The sequence below is a fragment of the Arthrobacter sp. UYCu723 genome, assembly GCF_054059215.1.
Window position 1 is genome coordinate 33961 of the sequence record NZ_JBSSBW010000002.1, and the last position, 22989, is coordinate 56949.

Annotated in this window: 16 protein-coding genes and 4 pseudogenes; 12 read left to right on the forward strand and 8 right to left on the reverse strand. The window is 64.8% G+C overall.

The genetic code is table 11. The features are described from left to right. Positions 1–50 precede the first annotated feature (50 nt). The 5 genes and pseudogenes from betT to ACVWZ8_RS22405 form a co-directional block, all read right to left on the reverse strand. The gene (gene betT, locus ACVWZ8_RS22385; RefSeq protein WP_456506037.1) at positions 51–2195 is read right to left on the reverse strand and encodes a choline BCCT transporter BetT; all 2145 of its coding nucleotides are present in this window, start codon (positions 2193–2195) and stop codon (positions 51–53) included. Positions 2196–2636: 441 nt separating this feature from the next. After that, entirely contained in the window at positions 2637–2936 is a 300-nt protein-coding gene (locus ACVWZ8_RS22390) for a cupin domain-containing protein (RefSeq protein ID WP_456506038.1), read from the reverse strand. 35 nt (positions 2937–2971) lie between these two features. Continuing rightward, positions 2972–3516: pseudogene (locus tag ACVWZ8_RS22395) on the reverse strand (pyridoxal 5'-phosphate synthase lyase subunit PdxS); the annotation flags it as partial. After that, entirely contained in the window at positions 3517–3999 is a 483-nt protein-coding gene (locus ACVWZ8_RS22400; protein ID WP_456506039.1) for a hypothetical protein, read from the reverse strand. Then, positions 3992–5779 (reverse strand): annotated as a pseudogene (locus ACVWZ8_RS22405) (glycine cleavage T C-terminal barrel domain-containing protein); the annotation flags it as partial. The pseudogene ACVWZ8_RS22405 and the gene ACVWZ8_RS22400, both read right to left, overlap by 8 nt. Positions 5780–6529: 750 nt before the next feature. Between ACVWZ8_RS22405 and ACVWZ8_RS22410 the strand changes: the two are divergent. Together ACVWZ8_RS22410 and ACVWZ8_RS22415 are read left to right on the forward strand one after the other, a co-directional pair. Further along, the gene (locus ACVWZ8_RS22410) at positions 6530–7561 is read left to right on the forward strand and encodes a Gfo/Idh/MocA family protein (RefSeq protein ID WP_456506040.1); all 1032 of its coding nucleotides are present in this window, start codon (positions 6530–6532) and stop codon (positions 7559–7561) included. A gap of 300 nt (positions 7562–7861) precedes the next feature. Next, a complete protein-coding gene (locus ACVWZ8_RS22415; RefSeq protein WP_456506041.1) occupies positions 7862–8593 on the forward strand; it encodes an HAD family hydrolase in 732 nt (243 codons plus the stop codon). 179 nt (positions 8594–8772) lie between these two features. On the opposite strand, the gene ACVWZ8_RS22420 is transcribed toward ACVWZ8_RS22415, so the two are convergent. Next, positions 8773–8922, reverse strand: coding sequence for a hypothetical protein (locus ACVWZ8_RS22420; RefSeq protein WP_456506158.1), 150 nt, complete (start codon positions 8920–8922; stop codon positions 8773–8775). On the opposite strand from ACVWZ8_RS22420, the pseudogene ACVWZ8_RS22425 reads away from it, so the two are divergent. From ACVWZ8_RS22425 to ACVWZ8_RS22440, 4 genes and pseudogenes are all read left to right on the forward strand, one after another. Continuing rightward, positions 8857–9171, forward strand: a pseudogene (locus ACVWZ8_RS22425) (IS110 family transposase); the annotation flags it as partial. The gene ACVWZ8_RS22420 and the pseudogene ACVWZ8_RS22425 sit on opposite strands and share 66 nt — an antisense overlap. 76 nt (positions 9172–9247) lie before the next feature. Then, positions 9248–10510, forward strand: a complete 1263-nt coding sequence (locus ACVWZ8_RS22430; RefSeq protein WP_456506042.1) for a tyrosine-type recombinase/integrase — start codon at positions 9248–9250, stop codon at positions 10508–10510. Then, complete coding sequence (locus ACVWZ8_RS22435) at positions 10507–13002, forward strand: tyrosine-type recombinase/integrase (RefSeq protein ID WP_456506043.1); 2496 nt, start codon at positions 10507–10509, stop codon at positions 13000–13002. The genes ACVWZ8_RS22430 and ACVWZ8_RS22435 overlap by 4 nt, the downstream gene beginning before the upstream one ends. A gap of 36 nt (positions 13003–13038) precedes the next feature. Continuing rightward, positions 13039–13980, forward strand: a pseudogene (locus ACVWZ8_RS22440) (IS110 family RNA-guided transposase); the annotation flags it as partial. 327 nt (positions 13981–14307) lie between these two features. Here the strand turns inward: ACVWZ8_RS22440 and ACVWZ8_RS22445 are convergent. Then, a complete protein-coding gene (locus ACVWZ8_RS22445) occupies positions 14308–14730 on the reverse strand; it encodes a hypothetical protein (protein WP_456506044.1) in 423 nt (140 codons plus the stop codon). Positions 14731–15198: 468 nt separating this feature from the next. After that, positions 15199–16098 (reverse strand): LysR family transcriptional regulator, encoded by a 900-nt coding sequence (locus tag ACVWZ8_RS22450; protein ID WP_456506045.1) that lies wholly within the window; start codon positions 16096–16098, stop codon positions 15199–15201. A 128-nt stretch (positions 16099–16226) separates the two neighbouring features. Here ACVWZ8_RS22450 and ACVWZ8_RS22455 point away from each other — a divergent pair, with 128 nt between their 5' ends. From ACVWZ8_RS22455 to ACVWZ8_RS22480, 6 genes are all read left to right on the forward strand, one after another. Beyond that, positions 16227–17678 carry an aldehyde dehydrogenase family protein gene (locus ACVWZ8_RS22455; protein ID WP_456506046.1) on the forward strand — a complete coding sequence of 484 codons (1452 nt, stop codon included), beginning with the start codon at positions 16227–16229 and terminating at the stop codon, positions 17676–17678. Positions 17679–17680: 2 nt separating this feature from the next. Continuing rightward, positions 17681–19399, forward strand: a complete 1719-nt coding sequence (locus ACVWZ8_RS22460) for a hypothetical protein (RefSeq protein ID WP_456506047.1) — start codon at positions 17681–17683, stop codon at positions 19397–19399. Further along, positions 19396–20388, forward strand: coding sequence for a membrane dipeptidase (locus tag ACVWZ8_RS22465; RefSeq protein WP_456506048.1), 993 nt, complete (start codon positions 19396–19398; stop codon positions 20386–20388). The genes ACVWZ8_RS22460 and ACVWZ8_RS22465 overlap by 4 nt, the downstream gene beginning before the upstream one ends. Next, complete coding sequence (locus ACVWZ8_RS22470; RefSeq protein ID WP_456506049.1) at positions 20381–21121, forward strand: hypothetical protein; 741 nt, start codon at positions 20381–20383, stop codon at positions 21119–21121. Before ACVWZ8_RS22465 ends, ACVWZ8_RS22470 begins: the two co-directional genes overlap by 8 nt. Next, positions 21118–21498, forward strand: a complete 381-nt coding sequence (locus tag ACVWZ8_RS22475) for a RidA family protein (RefSeq protein ID WP_456506050.1) — start codon at positions 21118–21120, stop codon at positions 21496–21498. Before ACVWZ8_RS22470 ends, ACVWZ8_RS22475 begins: the two co-directional genes overlap by 4 nt. Before the next feature lie 100 nt (positions 21499–21598). Then, positions 21599–22927, forward strand: coding sequence for an MFS transporter (locus tag ACVWZ8_RS22480; RefSeq protein WP_456506051.1), 1329 nt, complete (start codon positions 21599–21601; stop codon positions 22925–22927). Positions 22928–22989 lie beyond the last annotated feature (62 nt).

Consider the following 22989-nt stretch of genomic DNA (forward strand, 5'->3'; position numbering starts at 1 on the left):
ACACCGGGTTCCGGACCGGGCAAACAGTCACTGCCTGACTCCTGGCCTGCTCACTCCTTGATGGTGTCGTCCGCGCTGTCGTCGTCTGCCGCAGGCGCCACCGGCGTGATGGGACCTGCGGCCCGCGCTACCGGCGGGGTGAGTACGGAAGTGCTGTCGTGCTGGCCCAAGGAGGTAAGGAAGCCCAGATGGCCCTCGTAACGGGCCAGGACATCGTCGATTATTTGCTGGTGGGTTACGCCCATCAGGTCGTAGCCCTCGGAGCCGGTCGGTGAGAAGACTTCCGCGCGGTAGTAGACGTCCGCTTCGTGGAACGTACGCCCACCGAACGTCGGCACCGGGGCTTCCACGCCTTGGACCTGATAGAGGAAGTCGCGATGGTCCAGAATGGTGACCACCAGCGCGTAACCGGAAACTCCCGTGTGTTCGTTCGGGGCAATGTCCAAGGTGGCCTGGTGACCCTGCTCGATGAACTCCCCTACCAGCTCGGCCAGGGCGGGCTGCACAGTGCGTTCCATGAACTGGGCTAGCTCCTTCTTCGAGGGGTAGGACCGGATCCCTGCCAGCCGCTGGCGCCAGGTGCGGTCCGGCCCGTGGCTGCCGTGCACAGCCTTCGACTGCTGACGCAGCACCTGGCCCTCACGTTCTGCCCGCTCCACCCGCAGCGCCTTTGAGAAGGAGATCATCACCAGCCACGCGATGATCGTCACCGGCAGGGCGAAGATCAGCGTGGCGTGCTCCATGGTGGTCACCCCGCCTGCCACCAGCATCGCGATGGTGAGCACCGCGGTGAGTATGGCCCAGAAAATGCGCAGCCATTTAGCCCCGTCCTGGGACGGGTCCTGGATGGTGGAGGAGAAGTTGGACATCATCATGGCGCCGGAGTTGGCGCTGGTGAGATAGAACAGCATGCCGGACAACGTGCCCAACCCGATCAGGAAAGCGGCGCCCGGGAACATCTCGAGCAGCGCATACCAGCCCCGTTCCGGGCTGTCCATAGCCAGTTGGGCGAACTCCGTGTTCCCGCCCAGGACCTCGTGCATGGCGCTGTTGCCGAAGATGCTCACGACCAGGAAGTCGCACAGCACGGGGGCGGTGATGGCGGCGATGACGAACTCGCGCAGCGTCCGGCCGCGTGAGATACGGGCCAGGAACAGGCCCACAAACGGCCCCCAGGCAAGCCAGAACGCCCAGAAGAACAACGTCCAGCCAGCCATCCACTCCGAACCGCCCTCCTCATACGCGAACGTCTGCAGGGTGCGGCCGGGCAGGGTAACGGTAAAGCGGCCGATGTTCTCCACCAGGGAGTTGAGCAGGAACGAGGTCTGGCCGGTCACCAGGATGTACAGCAGCAGGGCCGCGGCGCTCCAGATGTTCAGCTCCGCGATCCAACGGATCCCCTTATCGACGCCGGAGGTGCACGCGGCGATGGTCAGCACGACGGCGACAATCACCAGAGCGATCTGCAGGGCCAGGCCTTGCTCCAGACCAAATATGATGGCGAAGCCGACGTTCAGTAGCACCACGCCGATGCCCATGGCCGTGGCCACCCCGAAGACAGTGCCCACCAGGGTGACGATGTCGATCGCGTCGCCGAGGCCGCCCCGGACACGCTTGCCCAGCAGCGGATACAGGACTGCCCGGATGGACAGCGGCGTGCCCCACCGGTAGGCGAAGTACCCCATGGCCATGCCGAGCAGCGCATACATGGACCAGCCCGCCACACCGTAGTGGAACATAGTCCACACCACGGCGTCCTGGGCTGCGGCCGCCGTTTGACCTTGTCCTTCTGGCGGGTTCATGTACTGGGTGATGGGTCCGGTCACGGAGTAGAAGAGCATGTCGATGCCCACCCCGGCGGCGAACAGCTGGGCCACCCATGTGAAGAGCTTGTACTGGGGACGGGAGTGGTCCGGGCCCATCCGGACCGAGCCCACCTTGGACAGCGCCACCCACAGCACAAAACCGATCACTACAGTGACGGTGAGGACGTAGAACCAGCCGAGGTTCTTCGCAATCCAGGCCACCACCGTTTTCATGGTGCCGTCCGCGTTGGCGGGGAACAGCATCGCCCAGAGAGAGAAAGCGATGATGATGACTGAAGCGATGATAAACACGCTCCAGTTGACCCTGGGTCCGCGGTTCACAATGAGTTGGGCGGACACCGGGTCACGGTCTTTGCCAATGATACTCAAGGGTCCAACTCCAATTCTTCATCGTGGCTGCGTTATAAACGGCACATCATGGTGGTGTTCGCGGCCTTTTCCTGGTCGGTCAGGTACTGATCCCGGTGCTGAGGCGCCCCTCGAAGTACTGACAGGGAACATTCCCCACAGATGCCTTGCCCCTGCCGCAACAAGCTGATGATGCATAGCTGTTGCGACAGGGGCGAAGACACTGCGAGGGCGCGAAACCTGAACACGATCACCGCTGGCGAGCCCGATGTATGGCCAGAGAGTCGCCAGCGCTGTCTTCAACTTGGAGGACCGAGATGGTGTATTTGGATGGGGCGCTGCCTCAACCGGTGATTAAGTATGCCTTGGCTCCCCGGCACATAGGAAGGCAGCGGGTCCGTTGATCCGGTTCGTAGCCGCCGCCTGCTGGCGGCGTCTACGAACCGGATCGCTTAATGCTCCTTAGGATGACATGGAGCCGTGAGCGGTGAAGAACCCCAGACCGTAGTCGGGGGTCTCAAACTTCACTGTTGCTCCCTTGGGGAAAAACAAGACGTCGCGCTCCTTCGCGTGCGTCACGTCCCCTGTGCTCTGGTCGGTGAGGATGAATTCACCCTTCACGACGACCTTCATTTCGTCGCAGGTGTACGTGTATACCAAGGGCTCGGAGGCCTTGAGCTCGAAGAATCCGGAGCTTATGACCGAACCGGCGGGGTGGGTGAGGGAGTCAGCGATGGCGGCGTCACATCCAGGGATGTTCATTGACGGCAGTCCGATGTAGCCGTTTTCTACTTTGCGGCGGCAACTTCCTTGACCAGTTCGTACGGGGCCTGCAGTTCCTTGGCCGCGAAGTTGAGCTCGTCCTCGGGCAGGGCGGCAAACCTGGTATCTGGCGCATGTGCCCGGCGGCGTTGGAGACGTCGCCGGTGCCCGCCTCGCCCTTGGAACGGATCATGGCCGCGCCTTCGTTGATGCGGCGCAGGGCCTCACCGAGGTTGGTGGCGCCACAGACGAACGGAACCTTGAAGTTCCACTTGTCGATGTGGTGGACGTAGTCGGCCGGAGTCAGGACCTCGGACTCGTCAATGTAGTCCACGCCCAACGACTGCAGGACCTGGGCCTCCACGAAGTGGCCGATCCGGGCCTTGGCCATGACCGGCACGGAGACGACTTCGATGATCTTGTCGATCATGTCCGGATCCGACATGCGGGACACGCCACCCTGGGCACGAATATCGGCCGGAACGCATTCCAGAGCCATGACTGCAACGGCACCGGCGTCTTCGGCGATGCGGGCCTGTTCAACGTTGACGACGTCCATGATGACGCCGCCCTTGAGCATCTAAGCCAAACCGCGCTTAACGCGGTTGCTGCCGGTGCTCCGCGGAAGAGGTATCGGGTGATTAACGAAGGGTCTCTTTCCTTCAAACGTCGTGCGGTTGGCGGAAAGGTCCACGACCTGGCCTTCGCTGTCCCCCACGGCACCTACGAGTGACTGGATGAGGTCCCCGCCGAAGGAATCATGGGCATCTTCCGGCGCCGTGACGAGCAATTCCGTGGGCCCGAGCCAAAGGACGCGGATTCTGTCCCCAGCGACGGTTTCTCCACTGTGCAGGGGCAACCCGCCGGTTACGAACCCAATCCGGCTGCCGGCGTCGGAGTCCGGGTCGACCCGGATCCCCACCATCGTTTGGAACGGGCACTCCTTCAGCGTCACACTTCCGGAAATGGAGCCTGCGGCCATGGCACCTGCGAGGTGTGATGCGGGGCTGCGGCGGACTTCCCGGAGTCCATTGATATCTGCAAGAGCTGCGGTGTCAGCCATCTTTGCGGGTCCCTTCAGCGTCGAAAAGTACGGTTTCAGCCACCACTACATCAACCAGCTGGTCGCCGGCGGCGGCCACGAGGGTTTCGCCGATGCGGTTGCGGCCGTTCTTGATCAGGGCGAGGGCGAATGATCGGCCCAGGGCCGCGCTGTGGTAGCTCGAGGTTACGAAGCCCTCCATGGGGACGGGGCCATAGGCGGGGTTGACGGTGATGCCCGCCTCCACCAGCTGGGTGCCTTCAGGGAGCCGGATGGTGCCGTCCACGGGCAGGACGCTGACCAGGTGTTTCCGGTCCGTGCGGCCGGCGTCCTTGCGGGCGAAGGACCGCTTGCCGATGAAGTCTTTGGCCTTGGAGACCACCCATTCCATTCCGGCGTCCTGCGGGGTGACGGTGCCGTCGGTGTCCTGTCCGACGATCGGGTAGCCTTTTTCGGCGCGAAGGACGTGCATGGTTTCGGTGCCGTACGGGGTGATGTTGAATTCCGCGCCGGCGGCCGCCACGGCTTCCCAGGTGTTCAGCCCGTACCAGGACGGGATGTTGATTTCGTAGGCCAGTTCGCCGGAGAACGAGATCCGGCAGATCCGGGCCTGGACGCCGGAGGCGAGGGTCGTTTCCTTGAAGGTCATGAACGGGAACGCTTCGGCGTCCAGGCCGCCGTCGGCTGCCAGTTGGGGTGCCAGCTTGGCGAGAACGGCGCGGGATTTTGGCCCGACGACGGCGATCGTGGACCATTGCTCCGTGACGGAGGTGCAGTGCACGTCCAGCTCCGGCCATTCGGTCTGCAGCCATTCCTCGAGCCAGTCCAGGACCTTGGCCGCGCCGCCGGTGGTGGTGGTCATGAAGTACCGGTCTGGGTCGAGGCGGAGCGTGACGCCGTCGTCGAAGATCATGCCGTCCGGGGTGCACATGACACCGTAGCGGGCGGAGCCCGGCGCGAGCTTCTTGAACGCGTTGGTGTAGATCCGGTTCAGGAATTCACCGGCGTCCTTGCCCCGGATTTCGATCTTGCCCAGGGTTGTGGCGTCCATAAAGCCCACGGATTCACGCACCGCGGCGCACTCGCGGAGCACGGCGGCGTCCATGTCTTCCCCGCCCTGGGGGTAGTACCAAGGCCGCTTCCACTGCCCGACGTCCTCGAACAGGGCACCGTGGGCGACATGCCAGGGATGGATGGAGGTAAGGCGGGCCGGGTCGAAGAGCTCCCCGCGTTGGCGGCCGGCCAGGGCCGAGAAAGCCACCGGCGTGAACGGTGCCCGGTACGCGGTGGTGCCGATCTCGCCAATCCCGGCAGTTTCTCCTGTGCCTTGCTTCAGGGCCGCGGCGATGACGCCGATCGCGTTTACCCCGGAGGTCTTGCCCTGGTCGTTGGCGGTGCTGATCGAGGTGTAGCGCTTGACGTGTTCCACCGAGCGCATGCCGACGCCGGTGGAGCGCAGGACATCCGCCACGGACTGGTCGCGCTGGAAATCAACAAAGTGGTGGTGCCACTCCCCCGGGCCGTCCTCCTGGCCGGGGACCAGCCAGAGCTGGCGGGTCGGCGCCGAGGCGCACGGCGCCGTCGGCGTTGACGGCTCGACGTCGGATTCGAACCCGACGGCAATGACCGCCGCGGCACCGGCGGAAATGCCTTCTGCCAGGCAGTCGGCAAGTTCGTAGCTGCCACGGCCAGAACCGGCCACCTGCTGGTTCGGGACAACACTGTTGGGCACGAACGCTGCCAGGTCCTCGTCCCAGCGCAGTCTGCCTTGCCGCTGCGAGTGCAGGTGGACCACCGGAGACGGCCAACAGATCGCGAGAGCAGTTGGTTCGGCGAATCAGCGCAGCTCGTCTACTACCTTTTGTCTCAGGCGACTCTTGAAATTCCGAGGCGGTGCGGCGCTAAATACTTTCCAGGCAGTAGCCGGCGAGGGCCAGCGATCACCACCAGCAAAGAAGAAGACTTGATAACGGCTTGGGAAATGGAAAAGATTCAACATCTTCATCTAGAACGGTTGACTTGAACGTCTGTTCATGTCAAAATATTCACAATATCGTGACATATATCACAAGGAAGGTGTTTATTGTGCCAAGTCAGACCATCGAGCATTTGGAAGTCCTCGCTCCCACGCGGGGTCAACTTCACGAGTTGCTCAACGATGCAGAGGCCACGCTCCGGCAGGTGGCAATGGTGCAACGGTCTGCCGGCATTCTGGTCACCCGCCATCATCCTGGCCGGTACACGTTAGATCTCAGCTCAACGGTTCCCTTTGGGGAGACCTGGGAGCGGAAACTCTCGTGACCGTCGGGTGACGGCCGCCCTGCCGGGCCGTCACCGTGGATCCATTCCACCTGGTCTAGTTGGCCACCGACATGCTCACCGGGGTCCGCCAACGGGTTTCCCGGGAACAAAACCGGCGGCGGTGGCGGGGGCTGAGGACGGACAAGGCCTGGGCCTGGGAAGGCACAGGGCCGCGCCTTCCGCCGGCCGCCTGTCATTGATGAACCCCTCTCCTTCTCAGGCGGGGTAGGCATTAGAAAAGGAGAGTTCAATGAGCGAGAAATTGCGTTGGGGCGTCCTGGGCAGCGCCCGCATCGTCCGCAAGACAATTCCGGCGTTGCAGGAAACGAAAAACGGTGAGGTCGTAGGTTTCGCTTCCCGCACCTTGGAAAAGGCTAGGGAGTACGCCGACAAGCACGGCATCCCACAGGCGTTTGGCTCTTATGAGGCGCTGCTCGCGTCCCCGGACATCGACGCCGTCTACATTGCGCTGCCGAACGCACTGCACCTCGAGTGGATCCTAAAATCCTTGGACGCAGGCAAGCACGTCCTCTGTGAAAAGCCCTTGGCGATGAGCGCCGCGGAGTGCGAGGAGATTACGCGCAAGGCCGACGAGACCGGGCTCAAAGTCCTAGAGGGCTTCATGTACCGTTTTCACCCGCGTTTCGAGAAGATGCAGGAGCTGCTCGCGGCCGGTGCCGTGGGCAAATTGACATTTGTCCACGTTGGTCACTCCTTCGATGCGGGCGGGGACGACAACATCCGCTGGTATGCCGGTCTCGGCGGCGGCGCACTTTTCGATACGGGGTGCTATTGCGTCAACATGAGCCGAATGGTCACGGCGCAGGAGCCTGCTCAAGTCGCCGCCTTTGGCAACTACCGCGACGCCAACGACGGCGGCCTAATTGACACCAGCATTGCGGGCATGCTGCGCTTCCCCGGCGGCGCAACCGCGCTTTTTGATACCGGAGTGAACCTCGAGCGCCGTAACTTCTTAGAAGTGACGGGCACCGAGGGCCGGCTCTACCTCGACAATCCTTTTGGGCTGTTGGAGGAAGAGTCGGTCCTGGAGGAGCATCACTTCGGGCAGGACACTACCCATCACAAGTTCAAAGGCGAAAACCATTTCGTACGGATGGGCGAACACTTCGCCGACAGCGTCCTAAACGGTACGCCGCTCCGCTACCATCTCACGGACGCGGCAAACAACGCGCGGGTGTTGGAATCTCTCAACAGGGCGGCGCGGAAACACGAGGCGTCTGAACCGAAACCGCATTCTGGCGCTGGCCCAGGCGTCAGCTGACAATTTGACGCTCGAGCCGGAGCAAAACTGGTTTGCGGCCTCCGCTGATCCAGCAAATCGCCCCAAACTGCTGTTGATGCCACAGCCAATCTTCCTTTCGGACATCCTCGGGCAGTCGGGCCCTGGAGAACTTCGCCTTGAGCCGAGAAGCGTGAGCCGTGCAGGGGGCAGTCCCAGGATTTTCGGCAACGTTCCAGCCGAGGAGTCCTCCAGAGTTACATTTATCTTTTGACGGGCGATTCCACAGGCGATGGGCCCGAAATCCATTCCAGAGTGCCGAGCAAGAAAGAAGCCGCATCCATGACCCAGCTCAATGAACGCACCATCCTTGTCTCCGGAGCCGATACCGCTGACGTGAGCCGACCTTTGCGACCCGTGATCGGGCAGACGTTTGACGCTGTCCTGTTCGATATGGATGGCACTCTCATAGACTCGACCCCCGCGGTGCGTCGGGCCTGGCTCGCATGGTGTGCCGAACGTGGACTCGATCCATCGTTCCTGGACGGCGCCCACGGCCAGCCGGCCCGGGACATTGTGGCTTCCCTGGTTCCGACCGAGGACTTCGACGAAGCCTTTGAGCGCATTCAACAAATCGAGATCGCCGAGGTCGGCGGCATCACCGTCCTTCCGGGAGCCGCCGAAGCGCTCTCGGCCATCGGGGAATATCGCAAAGCGATTGTCACCTCGTGTACGCGGCCCCTGGCCACGGCACGAATCAAGGCTTCCGGGCTGGTGCCACCCCGCGTGGTAGTCACCTTCGACGATGTCGTGCGCGGCAAACCGGACCCTGAACCCTTCGCGCTAGGCGCCCGGCGGCTGGGTTTCGACCCCGCCCGCTGCCTCGTCGTCGAGGACGCAGCGGCTGGTCTGCGCTCCGCGCATGATGCCGGGTGCACGACCCTGGCGGTGGCGGGTACACACGCAGCGGCGGATCTGAATGCAGACCTCGTCATTACCAGCCTGGTTGAGCTCGAATTCTCGGCAACGGCCGGCGGCATCCACATCGCGCGGCGCGCGTCCGCAGGCGAGTAATTCCCCCCCGTTACCTTCTTAGTAGCCCCTCAATAAGCAAGAATCGGGGTTGTTGGCCTGTCGGTCCCGGCATGATTATTTCCCCCAGTCATTAATGATCCGGGGGGTGTTGTCACCGGGGTCCGATAGGCGCCAGGGGATCGCTAATGGGGACACGACCAGCGCCGTAGGGATGGGCGTCAGCCGTAACGTGGATGCCGGACCTTGCCGCCGCAGGACAGACCAACACCGTTTGATTCGACACAAATTCTGGGAGGTTTGCGTTGATCAAAGAACACGAACTCGTCGACGTCTTCATCGGCGTTGACGTTGGCAAGAGCAACCATCATGCGGTGGCACTGGACCGGGCCGGGAAGAAACTCCTTGACCGGGCGCTGCCCCAGGACGAGGCCAAACTACGCTCCATCATCGCCTCGCTGGCCGGGCACGGGAGGCTGTTGCTCGTCGTGGACCAGCCGGCAACCATCGGCGCCCTGCCCGTAGCCGTGGCACTGGCCGAAGGCATCATGATCGGCTACCTGCCCGGGCTGGCCATGCGCCGGATCGCGGACCTGCACCCGGGCGAGGCCAAGACAGACGTGTTAACCGAACTAGTCGGGCCCTCCCGGGAGAATCGTAGGCGGCGCCGGTTTGCATCGGCTAGGTTCTGTTCTCATGGTCAACGACGAGAACGTTCCGCGGGTACTGTCCGGGCTGGTGGTGCCGCCTTCGGGTTCGCTGAAGGCAACCGGCAATCCGTTCGAACCGTATCGGCTGGTGGACGGCGCCGGGGAGACGATAGGGCCGGCGGCGGCATTCTTCGCCGAGCTGGTAGCCTGCGGGCGGCCGGCGACGACGTTGCGGTCATATGGCATGGACTTGTTGCGTTGGTTTCGATTCCTTTCGGCGCTCGGAATGGTGTGGGATCAGGCAACCCAGGTCGAAGCGCGTGATTTCTGCCGTTGGCTGCAGGTGGCGCTTAAGCCGGTGCGACCTCATTGGCGATACTCCGATGCCGGCGGGCCGGGTGCCGACGCGACGCCCGGTGCGGAGAAAGAGAATCCCGGGCCAGGTAAGGCCCCCGTCGGCGACCGGTATGCCGCGGTAACGGTTGCGCATTGTGAGAGCGTGCTGCGTGGCTTCTACGACTTCCATTTGGAAGCGGGCACCGGGCCGATGCTCAACCCGTTTCCCCTGGCCCGTGCCCGTGGAGGCACCCGGGCGCGGGCGCATCACAACCCGATGGAACCGTTTTCCGGGCAGCGCCGCGGCCGCTATCGGCCCAAAGTTATGACCCGGGCCCCACGGGCGATCCCCGATGACCAGTTCGATCAGTTGTTCGCCCGGCTGGGGTCGCATCGGGACCGGGCATTGGTCGCGTTCTGGGTCTCGACAGGTGCCCGGGCCTCGGAGCTGCTTGGGGCCACGGTGGCTGACGTTGATCCTGGGCAGCAATTGATCACCGTGCTGCGCAAGGGCACCGGTGCGTTGCAGCCATTGCCTGCTGCGCCGGACGCGTTCCTCTGGTTGCGTCTCTATCAGGCACAAGTGTCGGGCCTTGTTCCGCCGGGCAGGGATGAACCGTTGTGGTGGACGTTGCGGCGCCCGTTCCGTGCCTTGACCTATGACGCGGCGCGGGCGATGTTCGATCGGGCGAATGCATCGCTGGGCACGGACTGGTCGCTGCATGACCTTCGCCACACGGCCGCCTACCGGATGGCCCAGGATCCGAAGATGCCGTTGACCGACGTCCAATGGGTCCTGGGTCATGCATTTTTGTCTACAACGCAGCGGTATTTGAACCCGGTGACTGAGGACGTGATTGCCGGAGTGCTTGCCTTTCATGCCCGGCAGCTCCTGCGTGACCCGGCGCCGACACCTGCACCGGGTTACCGGCCTGAGAGCCTGCAGATCCTGTTCGGAGGGAACCAGCCGTGACGGGCAGCGGGCAATTACTCGCCCCGCCGGTGGTCAGTGGTGCGGCGGCCACGGCAGTGGGGCAAACGGGGGCGCAGCTGATGGCCGCGTTCCCCGCGCGCGGGGTTGACCCGTCGTGGCCTTCCACCTGTGATGATCGTTCTGCTGTGCTGGCCCGTGTGCTCGCTGCACCGTTCAGGCTGGAGAATCCGGACAGCCAGCGGATTCGCCGGACGGGAGTGCTGGCAGTGCTGGGCTGGCTGGCCGATTTCCCCGGCGGGAACTGGCAGCAACGGTGGCAGGCAAGCGGCGCGGAGGCTGTGTCCGACTGGCGGGACTTGTTCATCGGCGAGGCCGCCGGCCGGGGGCGGAACGCTCCTGGTGAGCCGGCACCCCACCTGAGTATCGGCCTGATGGTGCTGATCTGCGCTGACGTGATCCGTCCGGGCCTGGACTGGCTGTTGCGTTTCGCCCCGGCGCGTCGGGGATTGACCACCGAGATGGCCCGCACCCGCGACAGCAAGGCGTTCGCCGACTTGAACCAGGCCTGCACCGAAGCACACCTGGAGCCGCAAACCAGCCAACAGGCCCTGACCCGGATCGCTATCATCATGGCCGCCAAGGGCGGGCCGGTCTCGGCGGTGAGAGTCGGAGACTGCGTTGAGCTGCTCGCCACCGTCACCGGTATCGGCACCAGTACCCGGCTGCAGACAAACGCGCGCAGCCCACTGTTCTATCAACTGCTGCGGCACCATGTCTGGGGCGAGGATGCGCCCGCCGCCATTGAAATGTTCTCCGGCAACGGGCAACCCACGTGCGAGCAGCTGATCGACCGCTACAACATCAAGTGCCGACCGGTCCGGGACGTGCTCGTGGACTACCTGCGGGAACGCCAGATGGCGATGGACTTCTCCTCGCTGCAACGCACCGCCTACCTGCTGGGCAAATTGTTCTGGGCCGACCTGGAAGCCCACCAGCCAGGGATCGATTCACTGAAGTTCTCGTCCGAGGTCGCCGCGTCATGGAAAAAGCGGGTCATGACCCGTGCCCGCACCAGCACCTCCCCGAACGGCGAGCAGATCCACAGGACGTCGGCACGACTGGATGGGCGCAGCGTCTTTTCTGCCGTGCGCGCCTTCTACCTCGACCTGGCCGAGTGGGCCGATGACGACCCTGCACGGTGGGGTCCCTGGGCCGTGCGTTGTCCGGTCAGCGCCACGGATGTCTCCCACAAAAAAGACCGGCTGGCCCGTAAATCACGCACGGACCAACGCACCCGCGAACGGCTGCCGGTGCTGCCGGCACTGATCTCGTGGGTCCAGGCCGAACGGGCACGCACGAGGGATCTGCTGGTGGCCGGCGAACGCACCGCACCCGGTGGACTGTTCACCGCTGCAGGCCAAACGCTGCGCCGCACCGCTATGAAGACCGAAACCACCGGTCGGGTCTGGGCCGAGGACCCGGAGGGCGGACCACGCCGCGACCTGACCTTCGAAGAGCATCGTGGTTTCTGGACCTGGGCCATGATCGAGGTGCTGCGCCACACGGGCATCCGCATCGAAGAACTCGGAGAGCTCTCACACCACAGCCTGATCCAATACCGGCTGCCCGACACGGGGGAACTGGTTCCGCTGCTGCAGATCGCCCCTTCCAAGACCGACGCCGAGCGAATACTGGTCATCTCACCCGAACTCGCTGATGTGCTCTCCCAGATCGTCTCCCGGATCCGCGCCGGGCAACCCCACGTCCCGCCGGTAGTGTCCTACGACAAAAACGAACGCGTCTACAACCCGCCCTTGCCACTGTTGTTCCAATGGCGTCGGCGCCTGGACAACCGGGCGGTTTCCGAACGGGCGCTACGCAGTTACCTCGACCACGCGCTGCAGGAACTCGGCATCAACGACGGCGGCGGCAGCCCGATGCGCTACACCTTCCACGACTTCCGCCGCATCTTCATCACCGATGCGATCATGCACGGCATGCCACCGCACATCGCCCAGCTCGTCGCCGGCCACCGCGACATCAACACCACCATGGGATACAAGGCTGTCTACCCCGAAGAAGTCATCAACGGCCACCGTGAATTCATCGCCCGCCGCCGCGCGCTACGTCCCAGCCAGGAATACCGCACCCCCACCGATGCCGAATGGGCCGAGTTCATCGGCCACTTCGAACACCGCAAGGTTTCCGTCGGTGACTGCGGCCGCTCCTACGACACGCCCTGCATCCACGAGCACAGCTGCCTGCGCTGCCCGCTGCTGCGTCCCGATCCCACTGCCAGGCCCCGCCTGGCACAGATCCGCGACAATCTCATCGAGCGCATCGCCGAAGCCGAGTCTCACCGCTGGCTCGGAGAAGCCGAAGGCCTCAAAGTCAGCCTCGCAGGGGCACGGGCCAAACTGGCCGAAATGGACCAGATCACCGAGCGCCGCAACACGACCCAACTCGGCATGCCCACCTTCACCCAAGCCGCCGGCCGCATCAGCCAACCCGGCCCCCGAAAAGGCCCGTAATATGCAGATTCCCATGCAATTTCTTAGTTCGGAGAAGACGTCTCTGACGCGGCCTGGCTCGCTCAGCTCGGCGCGCACGGGCTGCTCCGGGCCTCGTTCGTCCCCCCGGAGCCGATCCGTGAACTGCGGGACCTGACCCGGGCCCGGTCGATCGCCACCCGTGACCGGACCCGCGAGATCCAGCGCCTGGAGAAGTTCCTGGAAGGCTCCGGGATCAAGCTCTCCTCCGTGGTCTCGGACCTCACCGGTGTTTCGTCCCGGGCGATGCTCGAGGCCCTCATCGAGGGTCAACGGGACCCGGAGGTCCTCGCCGGCCTCGCCAAAGGCACCCTCCGCTCCAGAATCCCCGAGCTCGTGGAGGCCCTCACCGGCCGCTTCAAAAGCCACCACGCGTTCATGGCGCGGTTGCATCTGGACCAGATCGATGCCCAGTCCCGCATCATCGACGCGCTCACCGAGCGGATCGAGGAAGCGATGGAGCCCTTTCGTGCCGCCAGGGAATTCCTGGCCACCATCCCCGGAGTCTCCCTCAAAGTCGCCGACGTGATCATCGCCGAAACCGGCGCGGACATGTCCCGCTTCGAAACACCCGGCCGGCTCGCGTCCTGGACCGGTGTCTGTCCCGGCTCCAACGAATCCGCCGGACGGATCAAATCTGCGCACATCCTGCCCGGCAACAAATACCTCAAAGGCGCCCTGGGCATCGCGGCCCTATCCGCTTCCCGGAGCAAGAACACCTACCTGGCCGCAAAATACTGGCGCGTCGCCGCCCGCCGCGGACCCATGAAAGCCATCGTCGCCGTCGAACACTCCATCCTCACCGCCGTCTGGCACATGCTCGCCGACGGCGAATGCTACGAGGACCCCGGCGCCGACCACTTCACCCGCCTGGACCCGATCAAAGCCAAGAACAACGCCATCAAGAAACTCAAGAGCCTCGGCTTCGACGTCACCATCACACCGGCCGCCGCAGCCTGACAAGCCTTACTTTCGTATCAGACGGGGTGGAGCGGACGCCTAGAATCCGGAGGAATCTCAATGATGTTGTCAACGGATGTTGGCGGTGCCGATCGGGTGTCCCGGCCGATGCGTGACCGGGCAACCCGAGGCGACAGTCGCGTAGTTTCTTTTTGGTTAGGCAACCGCGGGAAGCGGTTTAGCTGGTCCACCCCAGTGGCATGGATGATGTTGTCGCGGTGCCGATCGGGTGTCCCGGCCGATGCGTGACCATGATGTTGTCAACGGATGTTGGCGGTGCCGATCGGGTGTCCCGGCCGATGCGTGACCGGGCAACCCGAGGCGTTTTTAGCTGGTCCAGCCGGGGTACGGTTTCCGGTCTTTCCCCGGCAGCTCGGCGGCCGTGGCGGGGAGGTTGTCCGGGCCGTGGGACTGTCCGGACTTCCAGTGGAAGAAGACTTCGGCGGTGATCGCTTCGAAGCAGGCGCCCTGGGACCGGAACCAGTGCGTTGAGGTGTCTCCTTCGACGTAAGTGCCGTAGCCGAACAGGTCCCGGTTCCCGGCGCGGGTACGGGCGAGGGCGAAGATGATGTAGGGCCAGGATCCGGCGTCCCATCCCTCGCTGCCCCAGTTCGGCAGGACCGACCAGGCGGTGCCTTCGAGGGTGTCCATCCAGTCGTAGCCGTCCCCTGACCGGTCGTCGGAGGAAAGGTCCGGGGCGGTGACCGGCTCGGCGGTGTCGGCCGTGTGGGTCATGGTTGTTGTGCTCATGAGGTGATGCTCCGTTTCGCTCGGGCGGGGCGGGTGCCTGAAGAACGGGCTTCTCTCTCCCCCACCATGTTTTTTTGCCTGCTGGCGGAGCATCGCGTCGCTGTGCCCGACGGAGCCGGGGCAACCCGAAGGGCAAGCAACGGATGAGTTGTGGGAGGAAATAAGCGCAGCGCCGAGCACAAGGCATCCGCTGCGCGGCCGTCCGCAGGACGGTTGAGCCGGTGGAGCGGGCACGTAGAATCCGCAGGACAGCAGCAAAAAAGGTCAAAGAAATGCTTGTGCTGTCCGAGCGCAGTGAGGCTCCTTCGATTTCGTCGCGGCCCTGGCCTTGTCCTCGATGAGGACTCGAAATGGTGCAACTATGCGGAACATGAGCTGCGGGAGAGCACCAGCACCCGCCGGCAGCTGAGGTGGCACATATCTGGCAGCCCGGATGATTTCACCTGAAACCCCCTCTTCGACTCCGCACTAGCCGGTCTCCGGTGCTCCCATCGTATGCCGGCAGGCGTCCCTGACTTTGGCGACGAGGGGTGAGTCTGTCATGTCGTTGCTGTAGATCAGGCTGACGCGGGAGATGGCGCTGGTGTCGTTGATGTCCAGGTAGGCCAGGCCGGGGATGGCGAAGGCACGGAGCGATTCCGGGACGACTGCGATGCCCAGGTGGGCGGCCACGAGCCCGAGGATGGTGGGGAACTGGACGGCTTGCTGGGCGAGATCGAAGTCGACGTCGGCGGCGTGGAGCAGTGCGGCGATGTGGTCGAAAAGCCGCGAGATGCGGTCCCGCGGGAAGGCAATGAACCTCTCACCCTTCAGTTCGCTAAGCCCGACTGAGGTGCGGGGCGCTAGGGGGTGGTCTGTCGCGACGGCCACCACGAGGCGTTCATTTTGCAGGAGCGTCGTGCCCAGGCCCGGCACGGTCCGGACTTCCCGGGCGATTCCGGCGTCCAGGGCTCCGGCGGTTATGAGCTCGATCTGGGCGTCGGTGGTTTCCTCGCGGAGCTCGAGGTCGATGCCGGGCCAGTGGGACCGGAGTTCCCGCACCACGGGTGGAAGTGCCGAAATGGCCGCCGAGGAGACGAAGCCGAGACGCAGCTTGCCGATTTCGCCGTCGCGGGCCTGCCGGAGGGCCGCGGTCATGGCCCCGTACTGGCTGAGGACTTTACGTGCGTGCTTCAGGAGCATTTCGCCGTCGGCGGTGAGCTGGACGTTGCGGGAGTTGCGTACGAACAGCTGGGTCTTGCATTCCTCTTCGAGCTTGCGGATCTGCTGGCTCAGCGGCGGCTGGGCCATGTGCAGCCGCTCGGCGGCGCGGTTGAAGTGCAGTTCTTCGGCCACTGCGACGAAAAGCTCCAGGCGACGAAGGTTCATAAGAACAAGACTAAACGCATATTGATGAGCGTCAAATAGATACTTCAGCAGACGGCCTTGCGGGTCTACCGTTGATCGTGAGGACAGTCACAGATCAACAAACACTAAGAGGTTCGAGAATGCCCGTCATGACCAAGCCCGCCAGCAGCTTCATCAACGGCAGTTGGGTTGAAGGAACCGGGGACACGACGTCCCGGTTCAACCCGTCGGCACCGGAGGAAGCGGTCACAACGTATCACCAGGCCGGTTCCGAAGAGCTGGCGCAGGCGATCCAGGCCGCTACCGACGCCGCACCGGCGTGGGACCGGCTGGGGATTCTGGCCCGGGGCCGGATCCTATCGGCTGCGGCCGCACTGATCCGGGAACGGGCCGAGGAGATAGCCCGGGTCATGACGGCGGAGCACGGCAAGACCCTGGCGGAGTCCAGGCTGGAGGTCGACGCGTCCGCCGACACGTTCGAGTACCACGCGGGCTCGGCCAGGAACCCTGTCGGCACCGAATACCCGTCCAGCCACCCCGACGAGCGGATCCTCACCGTGCGGCGCCCGCTGGGCATCGTCGGGGTGATCACCCCGTGGAACTTCCCGCTGCAGATCCCGGCGTGGAAGATCGCCCCGGCACTGCTGCACGGCAACACGGTGGTCTGGAAGTCCGCCAGCCACACCCCCGGAGTGTCGGTCCTGCTGATGGACATCCTGGCTGCGGCCGGTGTTCCGGCCGGCGTCGCGAACCTGCTCCTGGGCCCGGGTCCGCTGGGCTCTGAACTCGTGTCCCATCCGTCCGTGGCGGGCGTGACGTTTACCGGATCCGTTCCGGTGGGCCACCACATCCGCGGGATCGTCTGTGGCCGCGGCGCGAAACTGCAGATGGAACTCGGCGGACACAACGCGACCCTGGTTCTGCCCGATGCCGACGTGGAGCTGGCCGCGTCCAGCGCCGTCAACGCCGCGATGGGTTCCAGTGGGCAGAAGTGCACGGCCACCCGGCGGATCATCCTTGTCGGCGACGGGCACGAGGCGTTCCTGGCCAAGGTAAAGGAGAAGGTCGCAGCACTTGTCCTGGGTCCCGGCACCGACCCGTCGGTGCAGATCGGCCCCGTGGTTTCCGGCTCCGCCCGCGATGAGATCAATGCCGCGATCGAGACGGCCGTCACCGAAGGCGGGGAAATTCTGGCCCAGGCCACCGCTCCCGCCGGGGAGGGGCACTACGTCCTGCCTACCGTGTTGACCGGGCCGGCGTCGATGACGATCTGCCGCGAAGAGGTCTTCGGCCCTGTGGTCACTGTTCTCCGCGCAGCCACCCTGGACGAAGCCATCGCGCTGGCCAACAACACCGACTTCGGCCTCACGGCCGCGGTCTTTACCAGCGATGAGCGCGCCGCCCGGCAATGCGTGACCTATCTGGACGCCGGCCTCGTCAAGGTCAATGCGCCCTCGACCGGGTCCGAACTGCACGCCCCGTTCGGCGGGATGAAGGATTCAACCTTTGCCGGCCCCCGGGAACAGAACAGTACCGTCGCCGCGGCCTTCTTTACCCACGAAAAAACGGCTTACCTCCGCCTGGCACCAGCGAAGGCATGATCATGACACTTCAGGACGAACGAACCGCACACGGGCTCCGGACCCCGGAGGAAGTGCTCGCCGGTACCGACATGAACGGGGCCTGGGCCACCCGGCACAGCTTTGCCCGCACCATGCTCCGCCGCGCCGCGGCCCGGGGATGGTCCGTGGCCAGGACCCGCCTGGATCTGGACGCCGACGCCCGGGGCACCGCCGTCTACACCGTGGAGGCCGAAGGCCGCCAGCTGACGTTCATCGCTTTCTGCCGCACCCTTCAGGAAAGCGAACGCACCGACCGGGTCATCGCCGATGCCTGGGACGTGACCGCGGCCCTCATCGAAGGGGACCTCACGCCCGAGCGCGAAGCCGAACTGCGGCTCAACGTCCCGGTCCAGGAACGCGGCCGGGTCGACCCGGACACCATCGTCCTTACCCGGGCGAACCGCAGCGCACGCTTCTTTGACTACGTCAGCGACTGCCTGGCGGCCGGATCCCAGCCCGACGTCGAGACCATCGGCCCCAGCCCGTACCTGATCCGCAGCACCGCGTTCTACGGCAACGGAAAATTCGGACTCAAGGAATTCACGGACCTCCCCGCCGACCACCCGCTGGCCGTGCCCTACCGGTCCCAGATGCTCACCGCCTGGCTGCTGCGGGAACTGAGCATGGACATGGTTGAACACGTCGCCGCCGCCAAAGCCTCCGCGGCCGGAACCACCGCGGTCCCGCTGGACCCGGAATGGGGCAAATACCTGGGACTGGGCAACGCCACCGGCCTGGGCATGGTCCCGTTCGTGATCAACCACCCCGACTACCTGGACGCCTGGTGCCGGCTGCGGGAACTTCCGCTCGCCGCCGGACTCGGCCGGGACTACGCACCCGGGCACCCGGACCTTGCCCGCGTCGCGGACCTTCTCGCCCAGGCCGACCGCCACCTTGCAGAGAAACACGCCCTCAACACCGCCCCGTTCCTGCCCACCGATGCGATCCGGCCCCAGCTGCAGCAACTCCTGAACGAGCTGCAGACCCACACCGCCACCGCGACGGAACCGGCACCGGTCCTGGCACGCCTCCACGACACGGCCGCCAGCCTCAGCCCGGAGGCCCGCGGGATCTTCGCCTCCATCGTGATCGAACTCCGTACCGACTTCGACGAGGACGCCGAATCCCTGCTCAGAGTTAACGGCACCACACCGTTCGAGCCGGCCATGCGCTGCTGGGAACTGCAGCAGCTGCTGGAGACCAACTACGCCTGGTCCCGCGGCTACGACTTCACCGATCCCGAGCGGACGCGGTATTACTGGTTCTCCTCCGCAGCCAACGAAGAACCCCGCCGTGCCCTGCGCACCTCCCGGCCCGCCGGCACCGCCGAACACGGCACAGACATCGCCCGCCGCATCAATGCCCTCGCCACGGACCTCGAGCAGTTTCCGGCCCATCAGAGCATCGCGGAATTCCTCCTGGCACACCCCGGCCACCGCTTCGCCGCCGCCCGGGTCCAACAGACCCGGCCCTATCTCTACGGGGAGCTTCAAGACAACCTCATCGACGGCGAATTCCTGCCCCTGAGCACCCAACGCTTCCAGCTGGCCAGTTACGGGATGAACAACTTCAGCCCGCAGTCCACGGACTGGCTGCGGGTGACGTTGTTCAGCGGAGCCCCCCGCGCCGTGGATATCAACCGCGGGACGGACGAGGACGACTGGCTCTTCCCGACAGCACCGAAGGGGCCGGAACAATGAGCCTGCACGAGCAGCTGACCGTCGTGGACGGGCTGCAGATCAGCAACTGGAGCCGCCCCGTCCTGGAAGAACTGCGGACCGGCGGTGTCAGCGCGGTCAACGCGACCTGCGCCGTCTGGGAAAACGCCGCGGACACGCTCCGGTCCCTCGGTCAGTGGCTGGACCTCGCCAACCGCAACCCGGACCTGATGTTCCTCGCCTCAACCGGGGCAGACATCGAAACCGCGAAGCAGCAAAACAGGATCGCCGTGTTCCTCGGGTTCCAGAACGCCAGCCCATTCGAAGACGACTACCGCTACGTAGAGCTCTTCCACCGGCTCGGGGTCCGGATCGCGCAGCTGACCTACAACAACCAGAATCTGATCGGCAGCGGCTGCTTCGAAGCCGACGACGCCGGCCTGACCCGCTACGGGCGGGTGATTGTGGAAGAGATGAACCGGGTCGGCATGCTCATCGATCTCTCCCACGTCGGCTACCGGACCAGCCGCGAGGCCATCGAAGCGTCCTCGGTGCCGGTCTCCGTCACCCATTCCAACCCGCTCTGGTTCTTTGACACCCCGCGGAACAAACCCCACGACGTCATCCAGCCCCTCGTGGACCGCGGCGGGGTCATCGGCTGCTGCCTCTACCCCACCGTCAGCGGCGGTGAACACGTCACCATCGAGAGCTTCTGCACCATGGTGGCCCGCATGGTGGACCACTACGGTCCCACCAGCATCGGCATCGGCAGCGACTGCACCCGCGGCTGGGACCAGGAATTCGTCGGCTGGCTCCGCAACGGCCGCTGGCAACCGACCGCCCCCGAAAATGCCCCCACCTGGCCCCTCTGGCCGGACTGGTTCACCGGCCCCCAGGACTTCCCTCGGCTCACCGACGGCCTCGCAGCAGCAGGCCTCACCGACCACACCATCGAGGGCGTAATGGGCGGCAACTGGGCCCGGCTCTTCACCAACGTCATGGACACAACAAAGGAACACGCGCATGTCTGACACCATCACCGGCCCAGCCCCCGACGGGCAGCAGACCGACCGCACCATCGCCGTCCAGCCCCGCGAAATCAAAGAAGCGGCCTTCCGGTCCCTCTGCGCGGCCGGCGCGGACCCGCTCGAAGCCCAGGAAGGAGCCCTCGCAGTCCTCCGCGCCGAAGCCGAAGCACACGCCGGCCTCCGCCTCCTCGAACAACTCCTGGACGCGGACTGGGCCACACCCCTCCGGCCGGCACCGGCCAGGGACACCTCCTGGGTGGGCGGCACCCTGCGCGAGCTGGACCCGGACGGACAGCCTCCCCTGCGGACCGCCCTCCAGCTCCTCGACCTCGCCGGCGACGCCCCGGACGGCGAAGTATCCGTGACCCGCACACAGGACACCCGCATCCCGGCCCTGCTCTGGAACGACCTGGTGCTGAGGCGCACCGCCTCCCTGGGCCGCCGCATCATCATCGCCACCGCCCACGCCGGGACGGCACCCGATGACGGCGACGCCACGGACTACCTCACCGTCCGGGACGGGGAACTTTCGACCACCCGGACCCTGGCATCGGAGGCGGTCACGGCCCTGCTGCCACCAACCAACCAGGACAGCACCCTCGTCATGGTCCTCCCCGAGCAGGTCCACACGGATCCGGACACAACGTTCGTCCCGCCCAAAGCACTGAAAGTGCGTCAGAAAGAATGGCAGAGCATGTACCAGCTGTCCCGCAACTACCTGGTGCCGGACGCATGAGCGCCATCACCCGGACCCAGTTCACCGACGGCAAACCGCGGCCGTATTCCGCCTCCGCCGCCACCGCCGGCATCATCTACCTCTGCGGGCAGATACCGGCCCGGGACGACGGCACCGTCCCGGCCGACATCGCAGGCCAGGTCGCCCAGGCCTTCGACAACCTCGAAGCCGCCCTCACACAGGCCGGGTCCAGCCTGTCCGACCTGCTCAAGCTCACGGTCTTCCTCGCCGACCTTGACGAGTTTGATGACTACAACGCCGCCTACCTCACCAGGCTCAGCGGCCACCCCCTGCCTCCCAGGACCACCGTAGAGGTGGCCCGGTTCAGGGGCGAAAAACGCATCGAGATCGATGCGGTCGCAGCCGTAACAGCCTGACCGGACCACGGCCACGGATCTGTTGGGTTACCAACGTCGTTTTCCCTCTTCCCAGATCGGAACCACCATGCTCTCCCACGCACCAGCACCTGCGTCTCAAATGACCATCGATTCAGCGCCGCTGAACTCCTTCCACAAACGCCTCACCCTCTTCAGCTCAGGGGGCCCATTCCTGGACGGCTACATCCTGGCCATCATCGGCATCGCCCTGGTCCAGGTCATCCCGGCCTGGCAGATGAATGACTGGTGGAACGGTCTCATCGGCGCCTCCGCCCTGATCGGTGTCTTCCTCGGCGGGCTCGTTTTCGGCAACATCACCGACAAAATCGGGCGCAAGCTCATGTACACGATCGACCTCATGGCCATCATCGTGTTCTCCATCGCCCAGTTCTTCGTCCAGGAACCCTGGCAGCTGTTCGTCCTGCGGCTGCTCATCGGCATCGCCGTCGGAGCCGACTACCCCATCGCGACCGCCCTGGTCGCCGAATTCGTCCCCGCCACCTGGCGTGCCCGGCTCCTCGGCGGGCTGAACGCCATGTGGTTCGTCGGCGCCACCGTCGCCGCCTTCGTCGGCTACTGGCTCCTCTCCTTCGAAGACGGATGGCGCTGGATGCTGCTCTCCTCCGCCGTGCCCGCCGTCCTGATCCTCATCGCCCGGGCCACCATCCCCGAATCCCCCCACTGGCTCGTCGGCAAAGGCCGCCACCAGGAAGCCCTGGACATCCTGAAGAAAACCATCGGCGAAGGCGCCACCCTGGACGGCATCACCGCCCACGACCCCAACGCGGCCAAACTCAGCAGCGCCCAGGCCTTCAAACTGGTCCTGACCGGCGGATACCTGCACCGGGTCATCTTCATCTCCATCTTCTGGACCTGCACCATCGTCACCCTGTTCTCCATCTACGCCTTCGGACCCCAGATCCTGGCCCTGTTCAACCTCCAGTCCGGCGACGAAGCCAACATCGGCTACGGCCTGATCAACCTGTTCTTCCTCGTCGGCAACGTCGCCGCCCTCCTCGTCGTGGACAAACTCGGCCGCCGGCCCGTACTGATCTGGGGCTTCATCCTCTCCGGCGTCGGACTGCTGTTCCTCGCGATCTTCCCGACCGCACCCCTGGGCCTGATCGCACTGGCCTTCGCCTTCTACGCCATCTTCAACGGCGGCCCCTCGATCCTGGAATGGATCTACCCCAACGAACTCTTCCCCACCAAAGTCCGGGCCACCGCCGTCGGACTCTGCACAGGAACCAGCCGCATCGGCGCCGCCATCGGCACCTTCGCCACCCCGCTGGCCCTGACCCACCTCGGACTCTCCGGCACCATGTGGATCGCCGCCGGCATTGCACTGCTCGGCGCAGCCGTCAGCTTCTTCATGGCCCCCGAAACCAAGGGCCAAAACCTCGAACAAGCAGCCGCCCTCCACACCTAAGAGGACAGAAAACCAAACAAGAACGGGATCAGCCGCCCCCTGAGCGTGCAGATCCCGTTCTT

Excerpts from the sequence above, each read along its gene's own strand:
- ACVWZ8_RS22390 (WP_456506038.1), bottom strand. The coding sequence starts at position 2,936 with ATGAACATCCCTGGATGTGACGCCGCCATCGCTGACTCCCTCACCCAC.
- ACVWZ8_RS22400 (WP_456506039.1), bottom strand. The coding sequence starts at position 3,999 with ATGGCTGACACCGCAGCTCTTGCAGATATCAATGGACTCCGGGAAGTC.
- ACVWZ8_RS22410 (WP_456506040.1), top strand. The coding sequence starts at position 6,530 with ATGAGCGAGAAATTGCGTTGGGGCGTCCTGGGCAGCGCCCGCATCGTC.
- ACVWZ8_RS22415 (WP_456506041.1), top strand. The coding sequence starts at position 7,862 with ATGACCCAGCTCAATGAACGCACCATCCTTGTCTCCGGAGCCGATACC.
- ACVWZ8_RS22420 (WP_456506158.1), bottom strand. The coding sequence starts at position 8,922 with ATGATGGTTGCTCTTGCCAACGTCAACGCCGATGAAGACGTCGACGAG.
- ACVWZ8_RS22430 (WP_456506042.1), top strand. The coding sequence starts at position 9,248 with ATGGTCAACGACGAGAACGTTCCGCGGGTACTGTCCGGGCTGGTGGTG.
- ACVWZ8_RS22445 (WP_456506044.1), bottom strand. The coding sequence starts at position 14,730 with ATGAGCACAACAACCATGACCCACACGGCCGACACCGCCGAGCCGGTC.
- ACVWZ8_RS22450 (WP_456506045.1), bottom strand. The coding sequence starts at position 16,098 with ATGAACCTTCGTCGCCTGGAGCTTTTCGTCGCAGTGGCCGAAGAACTG.
- ACVWZ8_RS22455 (WP_456506046.1), top strand. The coding sequence starts at position 16,227 with ATGACCAAGCCCGCCAGCAGCTTCATCAACGGCAGTTGGGTTGAAGGA.
- ACVWZ8_RS22460 (WP_456506047.1), top strand. The coding sequence starts at position 17,681 with ATGACACTTCAGGACGAACGAACCGCACACGGGCTCCGGACCCCGGAG.
- ACVWZ8_RS22465 (WP_456506048.1), top strand. The coding sequence starts at position 19,396 with ATGAGCCTGCACGAGCAGCTGACCGTCGTGGACGGGCTGCAGATCAGC.
- ACVWZ8_RS22470 (WP_456506049.1), top strand. The coding sequence starts at position 20,381 with ATGTCTGACACCATCACCGGCCCAGCCCCCGACGGGCAGCAGACCGAC.
- ACVWZ8_RS22475 (WP_456506050.1), top strand. The coding sequence starts at position 21,118 with ATGAGCGCCATCACCCGGACCCAGTTCACCGACGGCAAACCGCGGCCG.
- ACVWZ8_RS22480 (WP_456506051.1), top strand. The coding sequence starts at position 21,599 with ATGACCATCGATTCAGCGCCGCTGAACTCCTTCCACAAACGCCTCACC.